At 43.1% G+C, this 15,371-nt stretch carries 14 protein-coding genes; 13 read left to right on the top strand and 1 reads right to left on the bottom strand.

What is annotated here, in order from left to right; all coding sequences use genetic code 11:
• Positions 1-136 precede the first annotated feature (136 nt).
• The 6 genes from thiC to thiH are packed head-to-tail and all read left to right on the top strand — an operon-like array spanning position 137 to position 6,783.
• Positions 137-2,101, top strand: coding sequence for a phosphomethylpyrimidine synthase ThiC (gene thiC / locus VUI23_RS18325; RefSeq protein ID WP_342805315.1), 1,965 nt, complete (start codon positions 137-139; stop codon positions 2,099-2,101).
• A 3-nt stretch (positions 2,102-2,104) separates the two neighbouring features.
• Positions 2,105-3,805 carry a thiamine phosphate synthase gene (thiE, locus tag VUI23_RS18320; protein WP_342805313.1) on the top strand — a complete coding sequence of 567 codons (1,701 nt, stop codon included), beginning with the start codon at positions 2,105-2,107 and terminating at the stop codon, positions 3,803-3,805.
• Positions 3,805-4,695, top strand: coding sequence for a HesA/MoeB/ThiF family protein (locus VUI23_RS18315; RefSeq protein ID WP_342805311.1), 891 nt, complete (start codon positions 3,805-3,807; stop codon positions 4,693-4,695). The genes thiE and VUI23_RS18315 overlap by 1 nt, the downstream gene beginning before the upstream one ends.
• The gene (thiS, locus tag VUI23_RS18310; RefSeq protein ID WP_342805309.1) at positions 4,692-4,907 is read left to right on the top strand and encodes a sulfur carrier protein ThiS; all 216 of its coding nucleotides are present in this window, start codon (positions 4,692-4,694) and stop codon (positions 4,905-4,907) included. The genes VUI23_RS18315 and thiS overlap by 4 nt, the downstream gene beginning before the upstream one ends.
• Positions 4,908-4,910: 3 nt before the next feature.
• Complete coding sequence (locus tag VUI23_RS18305; protein WP_303500477.1) at positions 4,911-5,681, top strand: thiazole synthase; 771 nt, start codon at positions 4,911-4,913, stop codon at positions 5,679-5,681.
• Positions 5,668-6,783, top strand: a complete 1,116-nt coding sequence (gene thiH, locus VUI23_RS18300; protein ID WP_303500479.1) for a 2-iminoacetate synthase ThiH — start codon at positions 5,668-5,670, stop codon at positions 6,781-6,783. Before VUI23_RS18305 ends, thiH begins: the two co-directional genes overlap by 14 nt.
• A gap of 414 nt (positions 6,784-7,197) precedes the next feature.
• On the opposite strand, the gene mutH is transcribed toward thiH, so the two are convergent.
• Positions 7,198-7,881 (bottom strand): DNA mismatch repair endonuclease MutH, encoded by a 684-nt coding sequence (gene mutH / locus VUI23_RS18295; protein WP_342808319.1) that lies wholly within the window; start codon positions 7,879-7,881, stop codon positions 7,198-7,200.
• A gap of 129 nt (positions 7,882-8,010) precedes the next feature.
• On the opposite strand from mutH, the gene rppH reads away from it, so the two are divergent.
• The 7 genes from rppH to VUI23_RS18260 are packed head-to-tail and all read left to right on the top strand — an operon-like array spanning position 8,011 to position 15,324.
• Positions 8,011-8,532, top strand: a complete 522-nt coding sequence (gene rppH, locus VUI23_RS18290; RefSeq protein ID WP_216049032.1) for an RNA pyrophosphohydrolase — start codon at positions 8,011-8,013, stop codon at positions 8,530-8,532.
• A 13-nt stretch (positions 8,533-8,545) separates the two neighbouring features.
• The gene (gene ptsP, locus VUI23_RS18285; RefSeq protein WP_342805307.1) at positions 8,546-10,834 is read left to right on the top strand and encodes a phosphoenolpyruvate--protein phosphotransferase; all 2,289 of its coding nucleotides are present in this window, start codon (positions 8,546-8,548) and stop codon (positions 10,832-10,834) included.
• Entirely contained in the window at positions 10,835-11,635 is an 801-nt protein-coding gene (locus VUI23_RS18280; RefSeq protein WP_216049030.1) for a sulfite exporter TauE/SafE family protein, read from the top strand.
• Between the two features lie 8 nt (positions 11,636-11,643).
• On the top strand, positions 11,644-12,474 hold the full coding sequence (gene lgt, locus VUI23_RS18275) for a prolipoprotein diacylglyceryl transferase (RefSeq protein ID WP_216049029.1): 831 nt from the start codon (positions 11,644-11,646) through the stop codon (positions 12,472-12,474).
• Positions 12,475-13,308, top strand: coding sequence for a thymidylate synthase (locus VUI23_RS18270; protein WP_342805305.1), 834 nt, complete (start codon positions 12,475-12,477; stop codon positions 13,306-13,308). It begins immediately after the preceding gene.
• A 12-nt stretch (positions 13,309-13,320) separates the two neighbouring features.
• Positions 13,321-14,364, top strand: a complete 1,044-nt coding sequence (locus VUI23_RS18265) for a response regulator (protein WP_342805303.1) — start codon at positions 13,321-13,323, stop codon at positions 14,362-14,364.
• 6 nt (positions 14,365-14,370) lie between these two features.
• Positions 14,371-15,324: a sensor domain-containing diguanylate cyclase gene (locus tag VUI23_RS18260; protein WP_216049026.1), complete on the top strand. Its 954-nt coding sequence runs from the start codon at positions 14,371-14,373 to the stop codon at positions 15,322-15,324.
• Positions 15,325-15,371 lie beyond the last annotated feature (47 nt).

The raw sequence follows: 15,371 nt of genomic DNA, 5'->3' as shown, positions 1-15,371 counted from the left end.
ACCGCTTATTTTGCCAATTTGGGGGCTATTCTAGGTTGTTAGACGCAATCTGCCCTTATTAAGATAATTGGCGCTTTTCAACACCAAACCTCTCCAGACAAGCAACTTCATTTTTTAACAATATGAGAGATTGCTAATGTCAAATCGTCGTCAAGCTCGCGCTAATGCGAAACAATTTATAGATAACTTTACACCTTTTTCCTACCCCAATTCGAACAAAATATATTTATCAGGCAAGCAACACGATATTCGTGTGGGTATGCGCGCAATAACACAAACAGATACGATTTTAGGTGGCAGTAAAGAGGCCCCTATCACCCAACAAAATCCGGATATTCTGGTGTATGACTGCACAGGACCCTATTCGGATCCTAAGGCTCAAATCAATTTACACCAAGGTTTAAACAAACTGCGTCGCGACTGGATCCTGCAACGGCAAGACGTTGAACAGTTAAAGCAAGTCAGCTCTGAGTTCAGTCAAGAGCGCATCGCCGACGATGGTTTCGAGCACTTGAGGTTCAACCGCTCAGTGAAACCATTAAAAGCCAAATCTGGCAAACGTGTAACTCAAATGCACTATGCCAAAGCGGGAATCATTACTCCAGAAATGGAATATATTGCAATCCGTGAAAATATGGCCAGAGAAGATGTAACAGACCCTGTTTTGCGTCAAAAAGCCCAAGGTAATGCCTTCGGTGCTCTAGTGGGACAACCTATCACCGCAGAATTTGTGCGCCAAGAAGTAGCACGAGGACGTGCCATTATCCCAGCCAATATTAACCATCCTGAATCCGAACCTATGATCATTGGACGTAATTTTTTAGTTAAAGTGAATGCCAATATTGGAAACTCTGCGGTTACTTCTTCCATCGAAGAAGAAGTTGAAAAATTAGTTTGGTCAACACGCTGGGGAGCTGACACAGTAATGGACTTATCCACGGGACGCTATATCCACGAAACCCGTGAATGGATTATTCGTAATTCCCCTGTCCCTATTGGCACAGTTCCTATTTACCAAGCGCTGGAAAAAGTAAATGGCGTGGCCGAAGACCTCACATGGGAAGTCTTCCGTGACACATTGATAGAACAGGCTGAGCAAGGAGTAGACTACTTTACTATCCACGCTGGGGTATTGCTGCGTTACGTACCAATGACCGCGAAGCGCTTGACGGGCATAGTGTCACGGGGCGGTTCGATTATGGCGAAATGGTGTTTATTCCATCACCAAGAAAGCTTTTTATATGAGCATTTTCAGGAAATCTGCGAAATATGCGCCGCCTATGATGTCTCTCTGTCATTAGGCGATGGTATGCGCCCTGGGTGTATCGCCGATGCTAACGATGAAGCACAATTTTCCGAGTTAGAAACCTTGGGAGAGTTAGTCAAAATAGCTTGGCAATATGACGTGCAAACCATAGTTGAAGGCCCAGGCCACATTCCAATGCAATTGATCAAAGAGAACATGGACAAACAATTGCAAATTTGTAGCGAAGCGCCTTTTTATACCCTTGGCCCGCAAACAACCGACATAGCTCCAGGCTACGATCACTTTACCTCTGGAATTGGCGCAGCGATGATAGGTTGGTATGGGGTAGCCATGTTGTGTTATGTCACTCCTAAAGAGCATTTAGGGTTACCCAATAAGGAAGATGTTAAACAGGGTTTGATTGCCTATAAAATTGCTGCTCATGCGGCTGATGTGGCCAAGGGCCACTTAGGCGCACAGATCCGCGACAATGCGCTATCGAAAGCTCGTTTCGAATTCCGTTGGGAAGACCAATACAACCTTGGTTTAGATCCCGATACTGCAAGACGTTATCACGACGAAAGCTTACCCCAAGAGTCTGCCAAGGTGGCACATTTTTGTTCCATGTGCGGGCCTAAATTCTGCTCCATGAAAATTACTCAAGACGTGCGCGAATATGCCGCCAAACAACAAGTTCAGATAGAGCAAGATGCCTCACGTTTGCAATTGAGCAAAGCTGGATTGAGTCCGCAGGAAATAGCATCTGCAATGCTTCAAAAATCGAAAGAATTTAAAGCCCAAGGTGCTCAGGTCTATACCCCCATCAATGAACAAACCGTTCGGGAGTCTGAATAAATCATGGGTGTTTATGTAAGCACGAGCAATGTAAGCACGAACATCGACTCGAATAAGTTGCAGTCTGCTACTCGCCCCATTGTTTGGTCTATTGCTGGCTCAGATAGTGGCGGTGGCGCTGGCATTCAGGCTGATAGTCTAACCATTAACGACTTGGGAGGGCATGCATGCACAGTTGTGAGTGCCATCACCGCTCAAAACTCACAACAAGTTCAAGGGATCACCGCTACCCAAACAGCCATGCTCATAAAGCAACTGGATTGCTTATTGGAAGATATTCCTCCGGCGGCAATTAAGATTGGTATGTTAGCCAACGCTGAGCAAATTCGATGTATCAGTGAATGGCTTGCCAGCAAGTTGGCATCCTATGAACAAACCAATAATTTGCAAATTCCAGTGATTTGGGATCCTGTGATGGTATCTACTAGCGGTCAAACTTTATCAAGGTATAAGCAACCAAGTTCGTACTCCGCTTATTTGCAACTGGCAAAATACGTTACTCTGATAACCCCTAATCGATATGAGTTAGGCGTATTACTGGAACTAAGCCAGTTACCTAATCACGCTCAACAGGAGGAACTAACAAATCTCGACAATCTCGCCAACTTTCTTGGCTGTAACATACTGTACACCGGTGGAGACGTTCGAAATAGTGAGTCACATAACGCCGCTTTAGCAATCAGCGCAACAAAAGAAAGTGCTTTGTACAGTAGCGCTTTAGATCACGGCAGTGCAATTGATTGGTTAGCGGCTAAAGCGATTCCATTTACCTCACCTGAGCACCAACATCAGCGAATTGGCTTTAGTAGCCCTCGTGTCGTAACCCAACATAATCACGGCACCGGCTGTACCTTATCCAGCGCCATAGCCACGGCCATGGCCGTTGGCTATCCATTATTAGATGCGATTGTGGTTGCCAAAGCATATGTGCATCAAGGACTAACCTATGCATACCCGGTAGGCAAAGGACCGGGAGTTTTAGCGCGTAAAGGCTGGCCGCAAAATCTGGAGCACTTTGCCAAGATCATTGTGCCTAAATATCCAAACATAAACCAAGCCAATGAGCTTAGTTTTGCCAACGTCCAGCAGCCCTTGCAGGTCTATCCAGTGACCCAGTCCATAAATATACTCAAAGACGTATTAAAAGGCGGGGCACGGACCGTGCAATTACGTTTGAAAAACTCATCTAGTGTTGTTTACTCTGAACAGCAACTTGAACAGGCCATACAAGCGGCAGTTGCGTTAGGTCGGCAATATCAAGCGCAGGTATTTATTAATGACCATTGGCAATTGGCGATTAAACATGGGGCATTTGGCGTGCATTTGGGCCAAGAAGATTTATTGCAAGCAGACTTGTCGCAAATCGCAGAGGCCGGTTTAGCATTGGGATTGTCCTCCCATGGATATTTTGAATTGTTGCTGGCGCAACAAATGTCGCCCAGTTATTTGGCCATCGGCCATATCTTTAGCACGCCAACCAAATCAATGCCTTCTCAACCTCAAGGACTGAATAAACTTGAAAAGTATTGCACCTTGATGGGTGATCGCATGCCCCTTGTCGCCATTGGTGGCATAGATCACACTAACCTTCGTGCATTAAAACAAACTCAAGTGGCCGACGTCGCCGTTGTGCGCGCCATCGAAAAAGCAAGTGAGCCAGGAAAAAGCTGGCAAAAACTGCAACAAATATGGCAGGCAATGTGATGACAAACAAAAACATAAACGTCAGCACAAACAAAGATACGACTGATACCTTGAGCGACAATCAGTTTATTCAATATTACCGACAAATATTATTGTCTCAAGTTGGCGAGCATGGCCAGCAGAATTTGCTCAATCAACATGTTATCGTGGTGGGTATGGGGGGACTAGGCTGTCATGTCAGTCAGCAATTAAGTGCTGCGGGAATCGGGCATCTTTACCTCATTGATGACGATGTGGTTGAATTGTCGAACCTGCCTAGACAAATTCTGTTTGATGCGAGCTCCATTGGCACACATAAAGTCATTTGTGCGGCTGAAAAAATCACCGCAATGAATCGTGATACACAAGTACGTTATTACTGTCAAAAGTTTACCCAAACCTTTGCTCAGCATTTATTGCATAACAATGTTGACCTGCAACAAGCCCACCGAACTGGTCAGTTAAGCATACTTGATTGTTCAGACAACATGCCCACGCGGCAATTAATTAATGCTTGGTGTGCAGCTCACTTTATCCCGTTGATTAGCGCATCAGTAGCAGTTTTTTCCGGTCAACTATTGGTGATTGATGGCCAAGTCGCCCCTCAAAGAGGCTGTTACAACTGCTTTTTCACCAGCAATTCAAGCACCCAAGGCTGTGCTAATTTAGGGGTACTTGGTCCTAGCGTTGGCATCATGGCCAGTATGCAGGCGCTGGCGACTATCAAACATATGTTAAAGCTTGATACAGAGCTTAAATATATGCACATTTTTGATGGCTTACAACTAAGCTGGCGTCAGCTAATTCGTCACCGAGATCCACATTGCAAAACCTGTGGACATTGGCCGAAGCGCCCACAAAATCAACTTTCCCCGCCGCTTCAAACCACTCAATGCGAGGTAACCTTATGATCACCCTTTATCTAAATGAACGCCCTTTACAGGTCGAAAAAAATAGTAATTTACAACAGGTTTTAGAGCTTGGTATGCCATCACTTGCTGCTAAATTAGACAACATTGCGGCAGTTCACAATCAACATTTGGTGCCGCAAAGCCTGTGGCAGATAACTATCTGTCATGAAAATGATCACATTGAAATATTTAGCGCTGTGGCGGGAGGTTGAGGAATGTTAACAATAGCAGGACAGCGTTTTTCTTCGCGTTTATTTAGTGGCACCGGAAAATTTTCCAGTAGTCAGGTGATGTTAGATGCATTGCACGCATCAGGAACAGAGTTAGTCACTCTGGCGATGAAACGTATTGATTTAAAACATGGCACCGACAATCTAATAGAACCCTTAACAAAGATGGGAGTGAAGTTATTACCCAATACATCAGGGGCCCGAAATGCACAAGAAGCTATTTTCGCCGCTCAACTTGCCCGTGAGGTGTTACACACCCACTGGATAAAATTGGAAATTCACCCAGATCCCAAATATTTAATGCCCGATCCCATAGAAACCCTAAAAGCCGCAGAAACCTTGGTGAAACAGGGGTTTGTTGTGATGCCTTACGTACACGCAGACCCCGTGTTGTGTCGGCGTCTAGAGGAAGTTGGTTGTGCAGCTGTAATGCCACTAGCAAGTCCCATTGGTAGTAATCAAGGTTTACTGACCAAAGCATTCTTACAGATCATTATTGAACAAGCTAAAGTACCTGTAGTCATCGATGCAGGCCTAGGTAGTCCTTCAGATGCCACTGCGGCAATGGAAATGGGCGCCGATGCCGTATTAGTTAATACCGCGATTGCTTCAAGCCAACAACCTGTCACTATCGCACAGTGTTTTCGTCACGCCGTTATCACTGGACGCAAAACTTATCATGCGGGGTTAGCACGGGTTTCGAACCAAGCCAGCCACACCAGTCCATTAACGGGGTTTTTAAATGAGCTTTGTTGATATATATAAACAATTAGATTTAACCGCCTTACAACTGGCGTTACATAGCGCCACCACCAGAGATGTTGAGCGAGCATTGCAACATCCAAGGGGAAATCTTCATGCTTTAATGGTGTTATTGTCGCCAGCAGCCACTCCCTATCTGGAACAAATGGCGCAGCAAGCCAAAGCAATTACCTTACAACGCTTTGGTCATAATATTCAGCTGTTTGCGCCCATGTATCTGTCTAACTTGTGTGCAAATGAATGCGATTACTGTGGTTTTACCCTAAGCAATAAAATCAAACGAAAAGTGTTATCTACCCAAGAGATAGCGCAAGAAATCAATATTCTTAAAGATCGCGGTTTCGATTCTCTATTGTTGGTTACAGGAGAACATGAAAGTAAAGTAGGCATAGACTATTTCGCGCAGGTATTACCTCAATGTAAAAGTCAATTCAGCCATGTCTCAATAGAAGTGCAACCTTTGCAAACCGAGCAATACAAACAACTAGTTGGCCTAGGATTAGATGGAGTCTTGCTGTACCAAGAAACCTATCACCCCGTTACCTACGCAAAACATCATACTCGAGGCAAAAAGTCGGATTTTTTGTACCGTTTAGACAGTCCGGATAGAGTCGCTCAGGGGAATGTGGATAAAATTGGCTTAGGGGTGTTGTTAGGCTTAGACGACTGGCGTGTCGACGCACTACTAATGGGGCATCATCTAGCCTATCTAGAAAACCGCTATTGGCGCAGTAAATATAGTATTTCATTGCCACGGTTACGACCTTGTACGGGGGGAATTGAGGCTAAAATGCCAATATCCGACACAGGACTAGTTCAATTAGTCTGTGCATTTAGATTATTCAGTGAAACTTTAGAAATCAGCTTATCCACCCGTGAAACAAAGCAATTTCGAAATAATCTCATGCCACTGGGCATTACCCATATGAGTGCCGGTAGTTCTACTGCGCCCGGTGGTTATGGGAAACCAGCGGATCAATTAGAACAGTTTGATATCAGCGATGAACGCTCGGTAAGGGAAGTTGCCGAGACTATAAAAAACAACGGATATACCCCGGTTTATAAAGATTGGCAAGGAGACTGGATTGCGACTTAGTCAGTTAAGCGACAGGGATTCAAGCTGGCTAAGTTCATTCTCCAATTGGTAAATAAGCGGTTATTAAGGCAGGCATTGTTGCTAATGACATCCTAAACAACGCTAATAACATCCTAAACAACTATTTCAGTTGTTGTAGCACAAACTAAGTATGCAGACCATGCAGCCTTAGTTTGGAGAAACTGGCAGCTAAATGAGTGACTGGTCTTGGAATAGTATGGCTCTTATTTTAAGACTAAACACTGAAACGGATTCATCGCCGAAAAAGCGAATGTACTTGCGGAACTGATACTGGAGAAACAGACTGCTGATATACAAACCTGTTATTAATTTTTTGAATTGTCAGTTATTTTCACTGTTTGTGTAAAAAAACGGACACTTTTTTGAGGGAATCAAAATATCGTTATCGCTTTTTCAGTCTATGTCTGAAAACGCGTTTATTAATATTTGGTGGGTGAACTGTTTACGCAAATAAAAGCCTCTTGGCCGGGTTTTTATTATTGTTCCTTGGGCGCCTACTGCTTCTGTTAGCGCTTTTCCATCTGCAGCTTTGGGGCGAATTTGTAATGCCTGTCCATGTTTTGCAGTGATGTTTTCCACCTCACCTAATACAATCATATCCATTAATTCTTCCCAATCTTGCTTAAGCAAGTCTAATTGAGCGAGGCTTGGTTGCCAAAGAACTGGGGAGGCTACTCTTCGTTCTGCGGGCATTAACTCTCGACTGCCTTCGACAGGCACCCATAAAACACAATTAAGCTTATTTCTTACGTTGCTGGTTTCCCAAGTAATACCGGAAACATTTAGCAAATGCGCAAAACAAACATAGGTAGTTTCTAGGGGCATTCCCATTGAATCTATGGGTAAGGTTTTTAACTCTACCCCTAAATCCGGAAAATCTTGCTCAGGATTGGAACCAGCGTGTGCCCCCAAAAATAGTTCTAATAACTGTCCAGTCCAACCTTTATCACGTTTGAAATTGGCTGGTACTTGAACATTCGCGTACTTGGCTAACTCTCCTAAAGTCAGGCCCGCTAGTGCTTGAGCGCGAGAAACGAGTTCTTCGATTGTGTCTGGTGGGGCGGTAGCCGGTGTGATCAAGATGAACCTTACCTCAATATTATTTATTACCACTTAACATAGTTGGCGATGATATTTCTTTGCTTGACCCTTAGTTTATGGAAGAATGGCAAAATATTAAAGAAATCAATCCCCCCGGGAGTCAAAGTGATTGATGCCGAAGGATTCCGCGCGAATGTCGGTATAGTGATTTGCAATAGAATGGGGCAAGTATTTTGGGCAAAACGCTATGGACAACATTCATGGCAGTTTCCACAAGGCGGAATAGATCAAGGTGAAACTGCTGAACAGGCTATGTATCGAGAGTTAAATGAGGAAGTTGGACTAAAACCAGAAAACGTAAAAATACTCGGAGTTACCAAAAATTGGGTTAGATATAAATTACCCAAGAGGCTGATTAGGCAAGGTACTAATCCAGTTTGCATCGGGCAAAAACAGAAATGGTTTTTGTTGCAATTAGAGTGCAAAGAATCAGATGTCGATGTGTTAAGTTCAGGGCATCCTGAATTTGATGATTGGCGTTGGGTTAGTTTTTGGTATCCAGTAAGAAACGTTGTTTCATTTAAACGAGATGTGTATCGACGAGTAATGAAAGAGTTTGTGTCTTTTGCGATGCCTATTTACAGCAAAAACACGCAGCCTCAACGCAACCGAAGGCGACGGAGATAGTTTTAAAAGGCCCATGATAACTAGCTTAAAACGGATAGTTCAGGAAGTCAGTAAAATCCCCGTACTGGAGGAGGCGCTGAAGCACCTGACTAGCAGCATTAAAGAAGCTATTGGCGTGGACTCTTGCTCGGTTTACCTTGCTAACTACGAAAAACAACATTTTATGCTGATGGCAACTGATGGTCTCGATTCTGCGGCTGTCGGTAAAGTGGCAATTGGCTTTTCCGAGGGCTTGATTGGTTTAATCGGTCAACGTGAAGAGCCGTTAAATATTCTTGATGCTCAGTCGCACCCGCGCTTCAAACACTATCCCGAAGTCAAAGAAGAAAAATATCACGCGTTTCTTGGAACTCCCATAATACATCAACGAAAAGTCTTGGGTGTTCTTACGTTACAACAGAAAAAGAAACGCCGTTTCAGTGAAGATGAAGAAGCCTTTTTAGTTACCCTTTCTACGCAAATTGCGTTAGAAATCGTGCATGCAGAAACCCGTGGTTTTCTGTCTTTTATGGACGACAATAATCGAGATAAATGGCAACGAAAAATATCCGGTGTGCCTGGCTCTGCCGGCTTGGGAATGGGGATTGGTTTTGTACCTCACTTTAAAGTCAGTCTGTCCAGTCATGTTGCCAAACGATCAGACAACAAAGAGCTAGAAATCGCTCGCTATCGTGAGGCGGTGAATGTTACACGTAGCCAAGTCGAGGAGCTATCTTCACGGATTGAGGGACAAGTCCCCAGTGATGTTCAGGCTATTTTCCAAATTTACAGTCACCTTTTAGACGCCAATAGTCTTGGTCATGAGGTAGAAGCACGGATTAAAGACGGCTGGGATGCTGCCAGTTCACTAAAATATATCATTGAAAATTACATTCAACAGTTTCGCAACATGAGCGATCCTTACATGCAAGAGCGAGCTGTTGATATTGAAGATCTTTCCAACCGTATATTGGCTAATATATTGGGAGGTGACAGCCCAGATCAGCGACCACTGGATGTCAATCAAAATGCGATTTTGGTTGCTGATGAAGTTACCGCGCCTATGCTTGCTGAATTTTCTACAATGAAGTTATGCGGCATTATATCTGTGCGAGGTTCTAGCAACTCTCACGCCGCTATTTTGGCTCGAGCAATGGGTTTACCTGCGGTGATGGGGTTATCTGATGCGCCACTTTCTTTACTCGATGGTAAAAAATTGTTGGTCGACGGTTACTCTGGTGAAGTCATCGTTTCGCCCTCAGAAAGTGTTCGACAAGAATTCAATATATTGGTTAACGAAGAGCAAGAACTCTCTGACCGTATTCTGGAGAAAGCTCATCTTCCCTGTGTTACTGAGGATAACTACCCTGTATCTCTGTTTATCAACGCTGGTCTTTCGGCGGAGATGGAGAACACCAATTTCACTTATGGTGAAGGAGTTGGCCTGTATCGCACCGAAGTGCCTTTTATGTTGCGAGAGCGTTTTCCGTCTGAACAAGAGCAGATGACCTTATACCGGGAAATGCTCGAATCTGCTCCAGATAAACCCATTACTATGCGTACCTTGGATGTTGGGGGAGATAAGCCTCTGCCCTATTTCCCGATCAGTGAAGAAAATCCATTTTTGGGCTGGCGTGGAGTTAGACTGACCCTTGATCATCCGGAAATTTTTCTGGTTCAGATACGCGCTATGCTGCGCGCAAATATTGGCTTGGGTAACCTGCAAATCATGTTACCAATGGTCACGTCCGTTTCAGAAGTTAACGAATCTAAACGCTTAATCAAGCAAGCTTACCATGAAGTATCAGAAGAAATTTTAGACACTGGTACTGTATTAGAGATGCCTAAAATTGGGGTGATGCTGGAAGTCCCTGCAGTTATTTATCAAATTCCACAATTGGCTAAAAAAGTCGATTTTTTCTCAGTTGGTAGCAATGATTTGACTCAGTATCTACTTGCTGTAGATCGCAATAACGCCCGTGTTTCAGGATTATACGACAGTTACCATCCAGCAGTACTGGCAGCGCTGTTGAGCATAGTAGAGCAGGCCAATGAGCATAATGTGCCTATTACTGTTTGCGGCGAATTAGCCGGCGAACCAGGTGGTATTATTTTATTGTTAGCCATGGGCTACAATAAATTCAGTATGAATAGTCACAACTTGTTGAAGATTAAATGGGTTGTTAGAAGCGTCACCGTAAAACAGTCTAAAATATTATTACAAAGTGTTCTTGCTTGCGAAGACCCTTTGGAAGTACGTGAACAGATTAATCAATATCTTGAGTCAATCGGGTTAGGCGGTTTAGTTCGAGCAGGTATTTAATTGTTTGAGATACCTACACTTTTTGCCGTTTATTTAGCGCTTGGTGCGGTTGTTGGTTTTCTTGCCGGTTTACTAGGAATCGGCGGTGGGCTGATTATTGTACCTGTATTGATGTATGTATTTGAACGACAGTTGGGCTTGCCCTTGTTACATGCATTGCCGATGGCCATAGCGACTTCCTTATCGACCATCATTCTAACGGGTTTATCCTCCACTCTATCCCATTTTAGGTTGCGTCATATCAACTCAAACATTGTCATCTGGTGTGCACTTGGTATCATTCTCGGCGCTTTGGCTGGTCCTCAGATAGCGGTGCGAATTCCAGCAGAAAGTCTAAAACTAATCTTTGCTTTCATGGTCCTATTTATTGCCTTGCAAATGATTTTTTTAAAGCCGAAAAGTGTCAAAAGCGCAATTTCAAAGCCGATGTTAATCACTATTGGTTGTGTGACTGGGATTATTTCCGCGTTTATGGGCATTGGCGGCGGAGCAATCATGGTTCCTGCTTTGGTTTGGTTTCGAATTGATATTAAACAAGCCATTGGTTGTGCAGCTTTTTGTGGAATGGTCATTGCGATATTTGGTTCTTTTAGTTTTGTCTTGGCTGGTTGGGAAGTGCAAGATCTACCATCAGCTTCATTTGGTTATATTTATTTACCTGCGGTATTGGGCATTGTAATGACATCAATATTTACCGCTCAATTGGGGGCTAAAATTAGCCACCGTTTAAATACACAACGTTTAAAACAAATATTTGCGGCATTCTTGGTCATAGTTAGCCTGCAAATGTTTTTAGGATAATTGAAATTATGTCGCAAAGTTATTACACCCTCCCTGAAATTGATCCTGCTATTTTTAATTTGGGTTTCCTGAGTCCCAAGTGGTATGGAATGATGTATTTGGTCGGTTTTGTTGCAGCTTGGTGGTTAGCTAATCGTCGCCTTGCTCGCACAGGCTGGAGCAAAGAACAGCTTAGCGATATGTTATTTTGGGGATTTTTAGGGGTTATTATTGGTGGTCGCGTTGGTTACGTGATGTTTTATCAGTTTGCTTTGTTTATTGATAACCCTCTGTATCTGTTTAAAATTAATGAAGGTGGGATGTCGTTTCATGGCGGACTACTTGGCGTTTTAACGGCATTATGGCTCAGTGCTCGACGCTTAAAAGTGCCATTTTTAGTGGTGGGGGATTTTATCGCTCCGCTAGTCCCCATCGGCCTGGGCGCTGGGCGCATAGGCAATTTCATTAATTCTGAACTTTGGGGACGCACGACAGACGTGCCTTGGGCTATCATTTTTCCGAATGCGGGCAGTGAACCTCGTCACCCTTCGCAACTTTATGAATTTGCGCTTGAAGGGGTTTTGTTGTTTATTATTTTGTGGTTATATTCTAAAAAGCCGCGCCCAATCGGTGCTGTTAGTGGCATATTCTTATTAGGTTACGGTTGTTTCAGATTCTTTGTGGAGTTTTTCCGTCAATGGGATGGCCATTTAGACTTATATTTAGGTTTCCTCAGCCGTGGTCAAATGTTGTCATTGCCGATGATAATTGCCGGCGTATTAATGATTGTTTGGGCTTACAAACAAAACAAAATATACCAACCTCAAAGCACTAATCAAAAGAAAGGTAAGAAAGTTTAAATGCAGCAATATTTATCATTAATGCGCCATGTTTTAGAAAATGGCAGCAAAAAAGAAGATCGTACCGGTACTGGCACATTAAGTATCTTCGGCCATCAAATGCGCTTTAATCTGGCCGAAGGTTTTCCATTAATCACCACAAAAAAATGTCATATGCGCTCGATAATCCACGAATTATTGTGGTTTATAAAAGGTGAAACCAATATCGCCTATCTAAAGGATAACGGTGTTAGCATCTGGGATGAATGGGCCACGGATGAAGGTGAGCTTGGCCCAGTATATGGGAAACAATGGCGCAGTTGGCAAGGCACAGATGGCAAAGTAGTTGATCAACTTAGCGACCTGCTTGAACAAATAAAAAATAATCCTGATTCTCGTCGGTTATTGTTAAGTGCTTGGAACCCCACGGTATTGCCTGATAGCAAATTATCTCCTAAAGAGAACGCCAAACAAGGTAAACAGGCGCTTCCGCCATGCCATACTATGTTCCAGTTTTACGTCATTGATAACAAGTTGTCCTGTCAGCTTTATCAACGCAGCGGTGATATTTTTCTGGGCGTTCCTTTTAATATTGCTAGTTATGCTTTATTAACCATGATGGTTGCACAGGTGTGCGATTTAGAATTAGGTGATTTCATCCATACTTTTGGTGATGCTCACCTTTATACTAATCATCTGCAACAAGCTGAATTACAGTTAAGTAGAGAGCCTTTGCCATTGCCGAAAATGAAGCTGAATCCAAACATCAAAAGTTTGTTCGATTTTACGATTGATGATTTTGAGTTAGTCGACTATCAATGTTATCCACATATCAAAGCACCGGTCGCCATCTAATGAGTTTTTTGCGTGTCTACTAAAATACTCATTTGTGACGACTCTGGTTTCGCTCGCAAGCAAATGGCGCGCGCTTTACCGCGCGGTTGGGATGTCAGTATCAGTTTTGCCGAAAACGGCGAGCAAGCGATTAAGATGATCAAAGCAGGTAAAGCTGATTTGGTCTTCTTAGATCTAAATATGCCGGTTATGGACGGTTATCAGACCATGCAGGTGATTAAAGAGCAGGACTTACCCTCTTTAGTGATTGTGGTGTCAGGTGATGTTCAACAACAAGCGCGCTCTCGAATGCAACAAATGGGAGCGTTGGATTTCATTAGAAAGCCGGTAGATAGTCAAAAGCTGGCTGCGATTTTAACCCAATACGGTATTTATTCAGGAAGTGATTTACGCCCAGATATTACCAGTAACCACGGCACCACCCCAAGTGCTCCAACACGCCTATTGAAAACACAGCAATTTTCTGTAGCGGAAAAACTGGACGTTTATCGTGAAATGGCCAATGTTGCTATGGGACAAGCCGGTGAAAAGTTAGCACAGTTGCTGAATATATTTATCGATTTACCCATACCCAATGTCAATTTGATTGAAACCACAGAATTGCACATGGCAATGGCTGAAATTAACAATAATGACAGTGTGTCGGCCATTTCTCAGGGGTTCATTAGTGCCGGCATCAATGGCGAAGCTATACTGATTTTTAATGATGGTAATTTTGCAAATATGGTGGATTTGCTAAATTACAAGAAAGCTAAGCTTGATGAATCCATGGAATTAGAAGCATTGATGGATGTCGCCAATATTGTGGTAAGTGCATGTTTGAGGGCTTTATCAGACCAGTTGAATGTGACTTTTACCCATAATCATCCCATTGTGTTAGGACAACATTGTGGTTTGGATGAGCTGTTACAAAATAATGTGTCTAGATGGAATAGGGTGCTTGCTATAGAAATAGCATATGCCATTAAAGCTAAATCTATTCACTTTGATTTACTATTACTGTTTCCAGATAAATCAATCGACCTAATGTTTGAAAAACTGGTAGAAGGTAACTAATAACTAATGAGTGATGACTTCTCTGACATAAATGCACTTCATTGGCAGTTTGATTTGCTTGGCTCAATTGAAGTGGGAATCACCGTACTTGACCGTGACTTTAATGTGCTGGTGTGGAATCAGTTCATGGAAAATAACAGCGGTATTTTACCTAGTCAAATCAAGTACAAAAACCTTTTTGAATTTTTTCCTGAAATAGATAAAGAATGGTTCTTAGTCAAAACAGAGCCGGTACTGAGGCTCAAGAGTTCAGCATTTATTATTTGGGAACAACGACCATTCTTGTTTAAATTTGAAACCAGTCGCCCAATTACCTCTGCTTCAGACTTCATGTATCAAAATGTCACCATATTTCCACTGACCTCGTTAGAAGGAAGGGTAGAGCAGATTTGTATCGTTGTTTACGATGTTACTGATGAAGCATTAAACAAAAAAGGCATCGAATCTCTTAATCAGCAATTAGAACAGATTAGCCGTGTTGACGGATTGACAGGCGTATTTAATCGGCGCTATTGGGAAGAACAGTTTTCACTGGAGCACAAGCGGATTGTACGTAATGGCTCCCCGGCATCAGTACTGATGTTAGACATCGATCACTTTAAAAAAGTCAACGATACCTATGGTCACCCGGCAGGTGATTATATTATAAAAACCTTGGCTAAGGTTGTGCAACAATCCATCCGAGAAACTGATCTTGCTGGGCGTTATGGAGGAGAGGAGTTTGCGGTGCTACTACCAGAAACCAATGCCGAAAATTCTATGATTGTTGCCGAGCGGATCCGCACTAGTTGCGAAAACTTATTGCCGGTTTACGAGGGCAATGAAATTCCCTTTAGTGTGAGTATTGGCATCGCTGAATTCCGAGTTACTTATCAAGATCATATGGCTTGGTTAGAAAAAGCCGACCAAGCTTTATACACATCTAAAAAAGAGGGACGGAATCGGGTTAGTAAATATTAACCAACTGACAGCGTTCCTAGTTTGATAAGATTTAAGATGTTGGTTCT

Origin of the sequence: Alteromonas sp. M12, from assembly GCF_037478005.1 — a bacterium.
Taxonomy (GTDB): Bacteria; Pseudomonadota; Gammaproteobacteria; order Enterobacterales; family Alteromonadaceae; genus Aliiglaciecola; species Aliiglaciecola lipolytica_A.
This window is presented reverse-complemented; position numbering and strand designations above follow the sequence as displayed.

What these genes read in the sequence shown, in the direction of transcription:
- thiS (WP_342805309.1), top strand. Translation starts at nt 4,692, where the DNA reads ATGATCACCCTTTATCTAAATGAACGCCCTTTACAGGTCGAAAAAAAT.
- VUI23_RS18270 (WP_342805305.1), top strand. Translation starts at nt 12,475, where the DNA reads ATGCAGCAATATTTATCATTAATGCGCCATGTTTTAGAAAATGGCAGC.
- thiC (WP_342805315.1), top strand. Translation starts at nt 137, where the DNA reads ATGTCAAATCGTCGTCAAGCTCGCGCTAATGCGAAACAATTTATAGAT.
- VUI23_RS18315 (WP_342805311.1), top strand. Translation starts at nt 3,805, where the DNA reads ATGACAAACAAAAACATAAACGTCAGCACAAACAAAGATACGACTGAT.
- lgt (WP_216049029.1), top strand. Translation starts at nt 11,644, where the DNA reads ATGTCGCAAAGTTATTACACCCTCCCTGAAATTGATCCTGCTATTTTT.
- thiE (WP_342805313.1), top strand. Translation starts at nt 2,105, where the DNA reads ATGGGTGTTTATGTAAGCACGAGCAATGTAAGCACGAACATCGACTCG.
- VUI23_RS18260 (WP_216049026.1), top strand. Translation starts at nt 14,371, where the DNA reads ATGAGTGATGACTTCTCTGACATAAATGCACTTCATTGGCAGTTTGAT.
- ptsP (WP_342805307.1), top strand. Translation starts at nt 8,546, where the DNA reads ATGATAACTAGCTTAAAACGGATAGTTCAGGAAGTCAGTAAAATCCCC.
- thiH (WP_303500479.1), top strand. Translation starts at nt 5,668, where the DNA reads ATGAGCTTTGTTGATATATATAAACAATTAGATTTAACCGCCTTACAA.
- VUI23_RS18305 (WP_303500477.1), top strand. Translation starts at nt 4,911, where the DNA reads ATGTTAACAATAGCAGGACAGCGTTTTTCTTCGCGTTTATTTAGTGGC.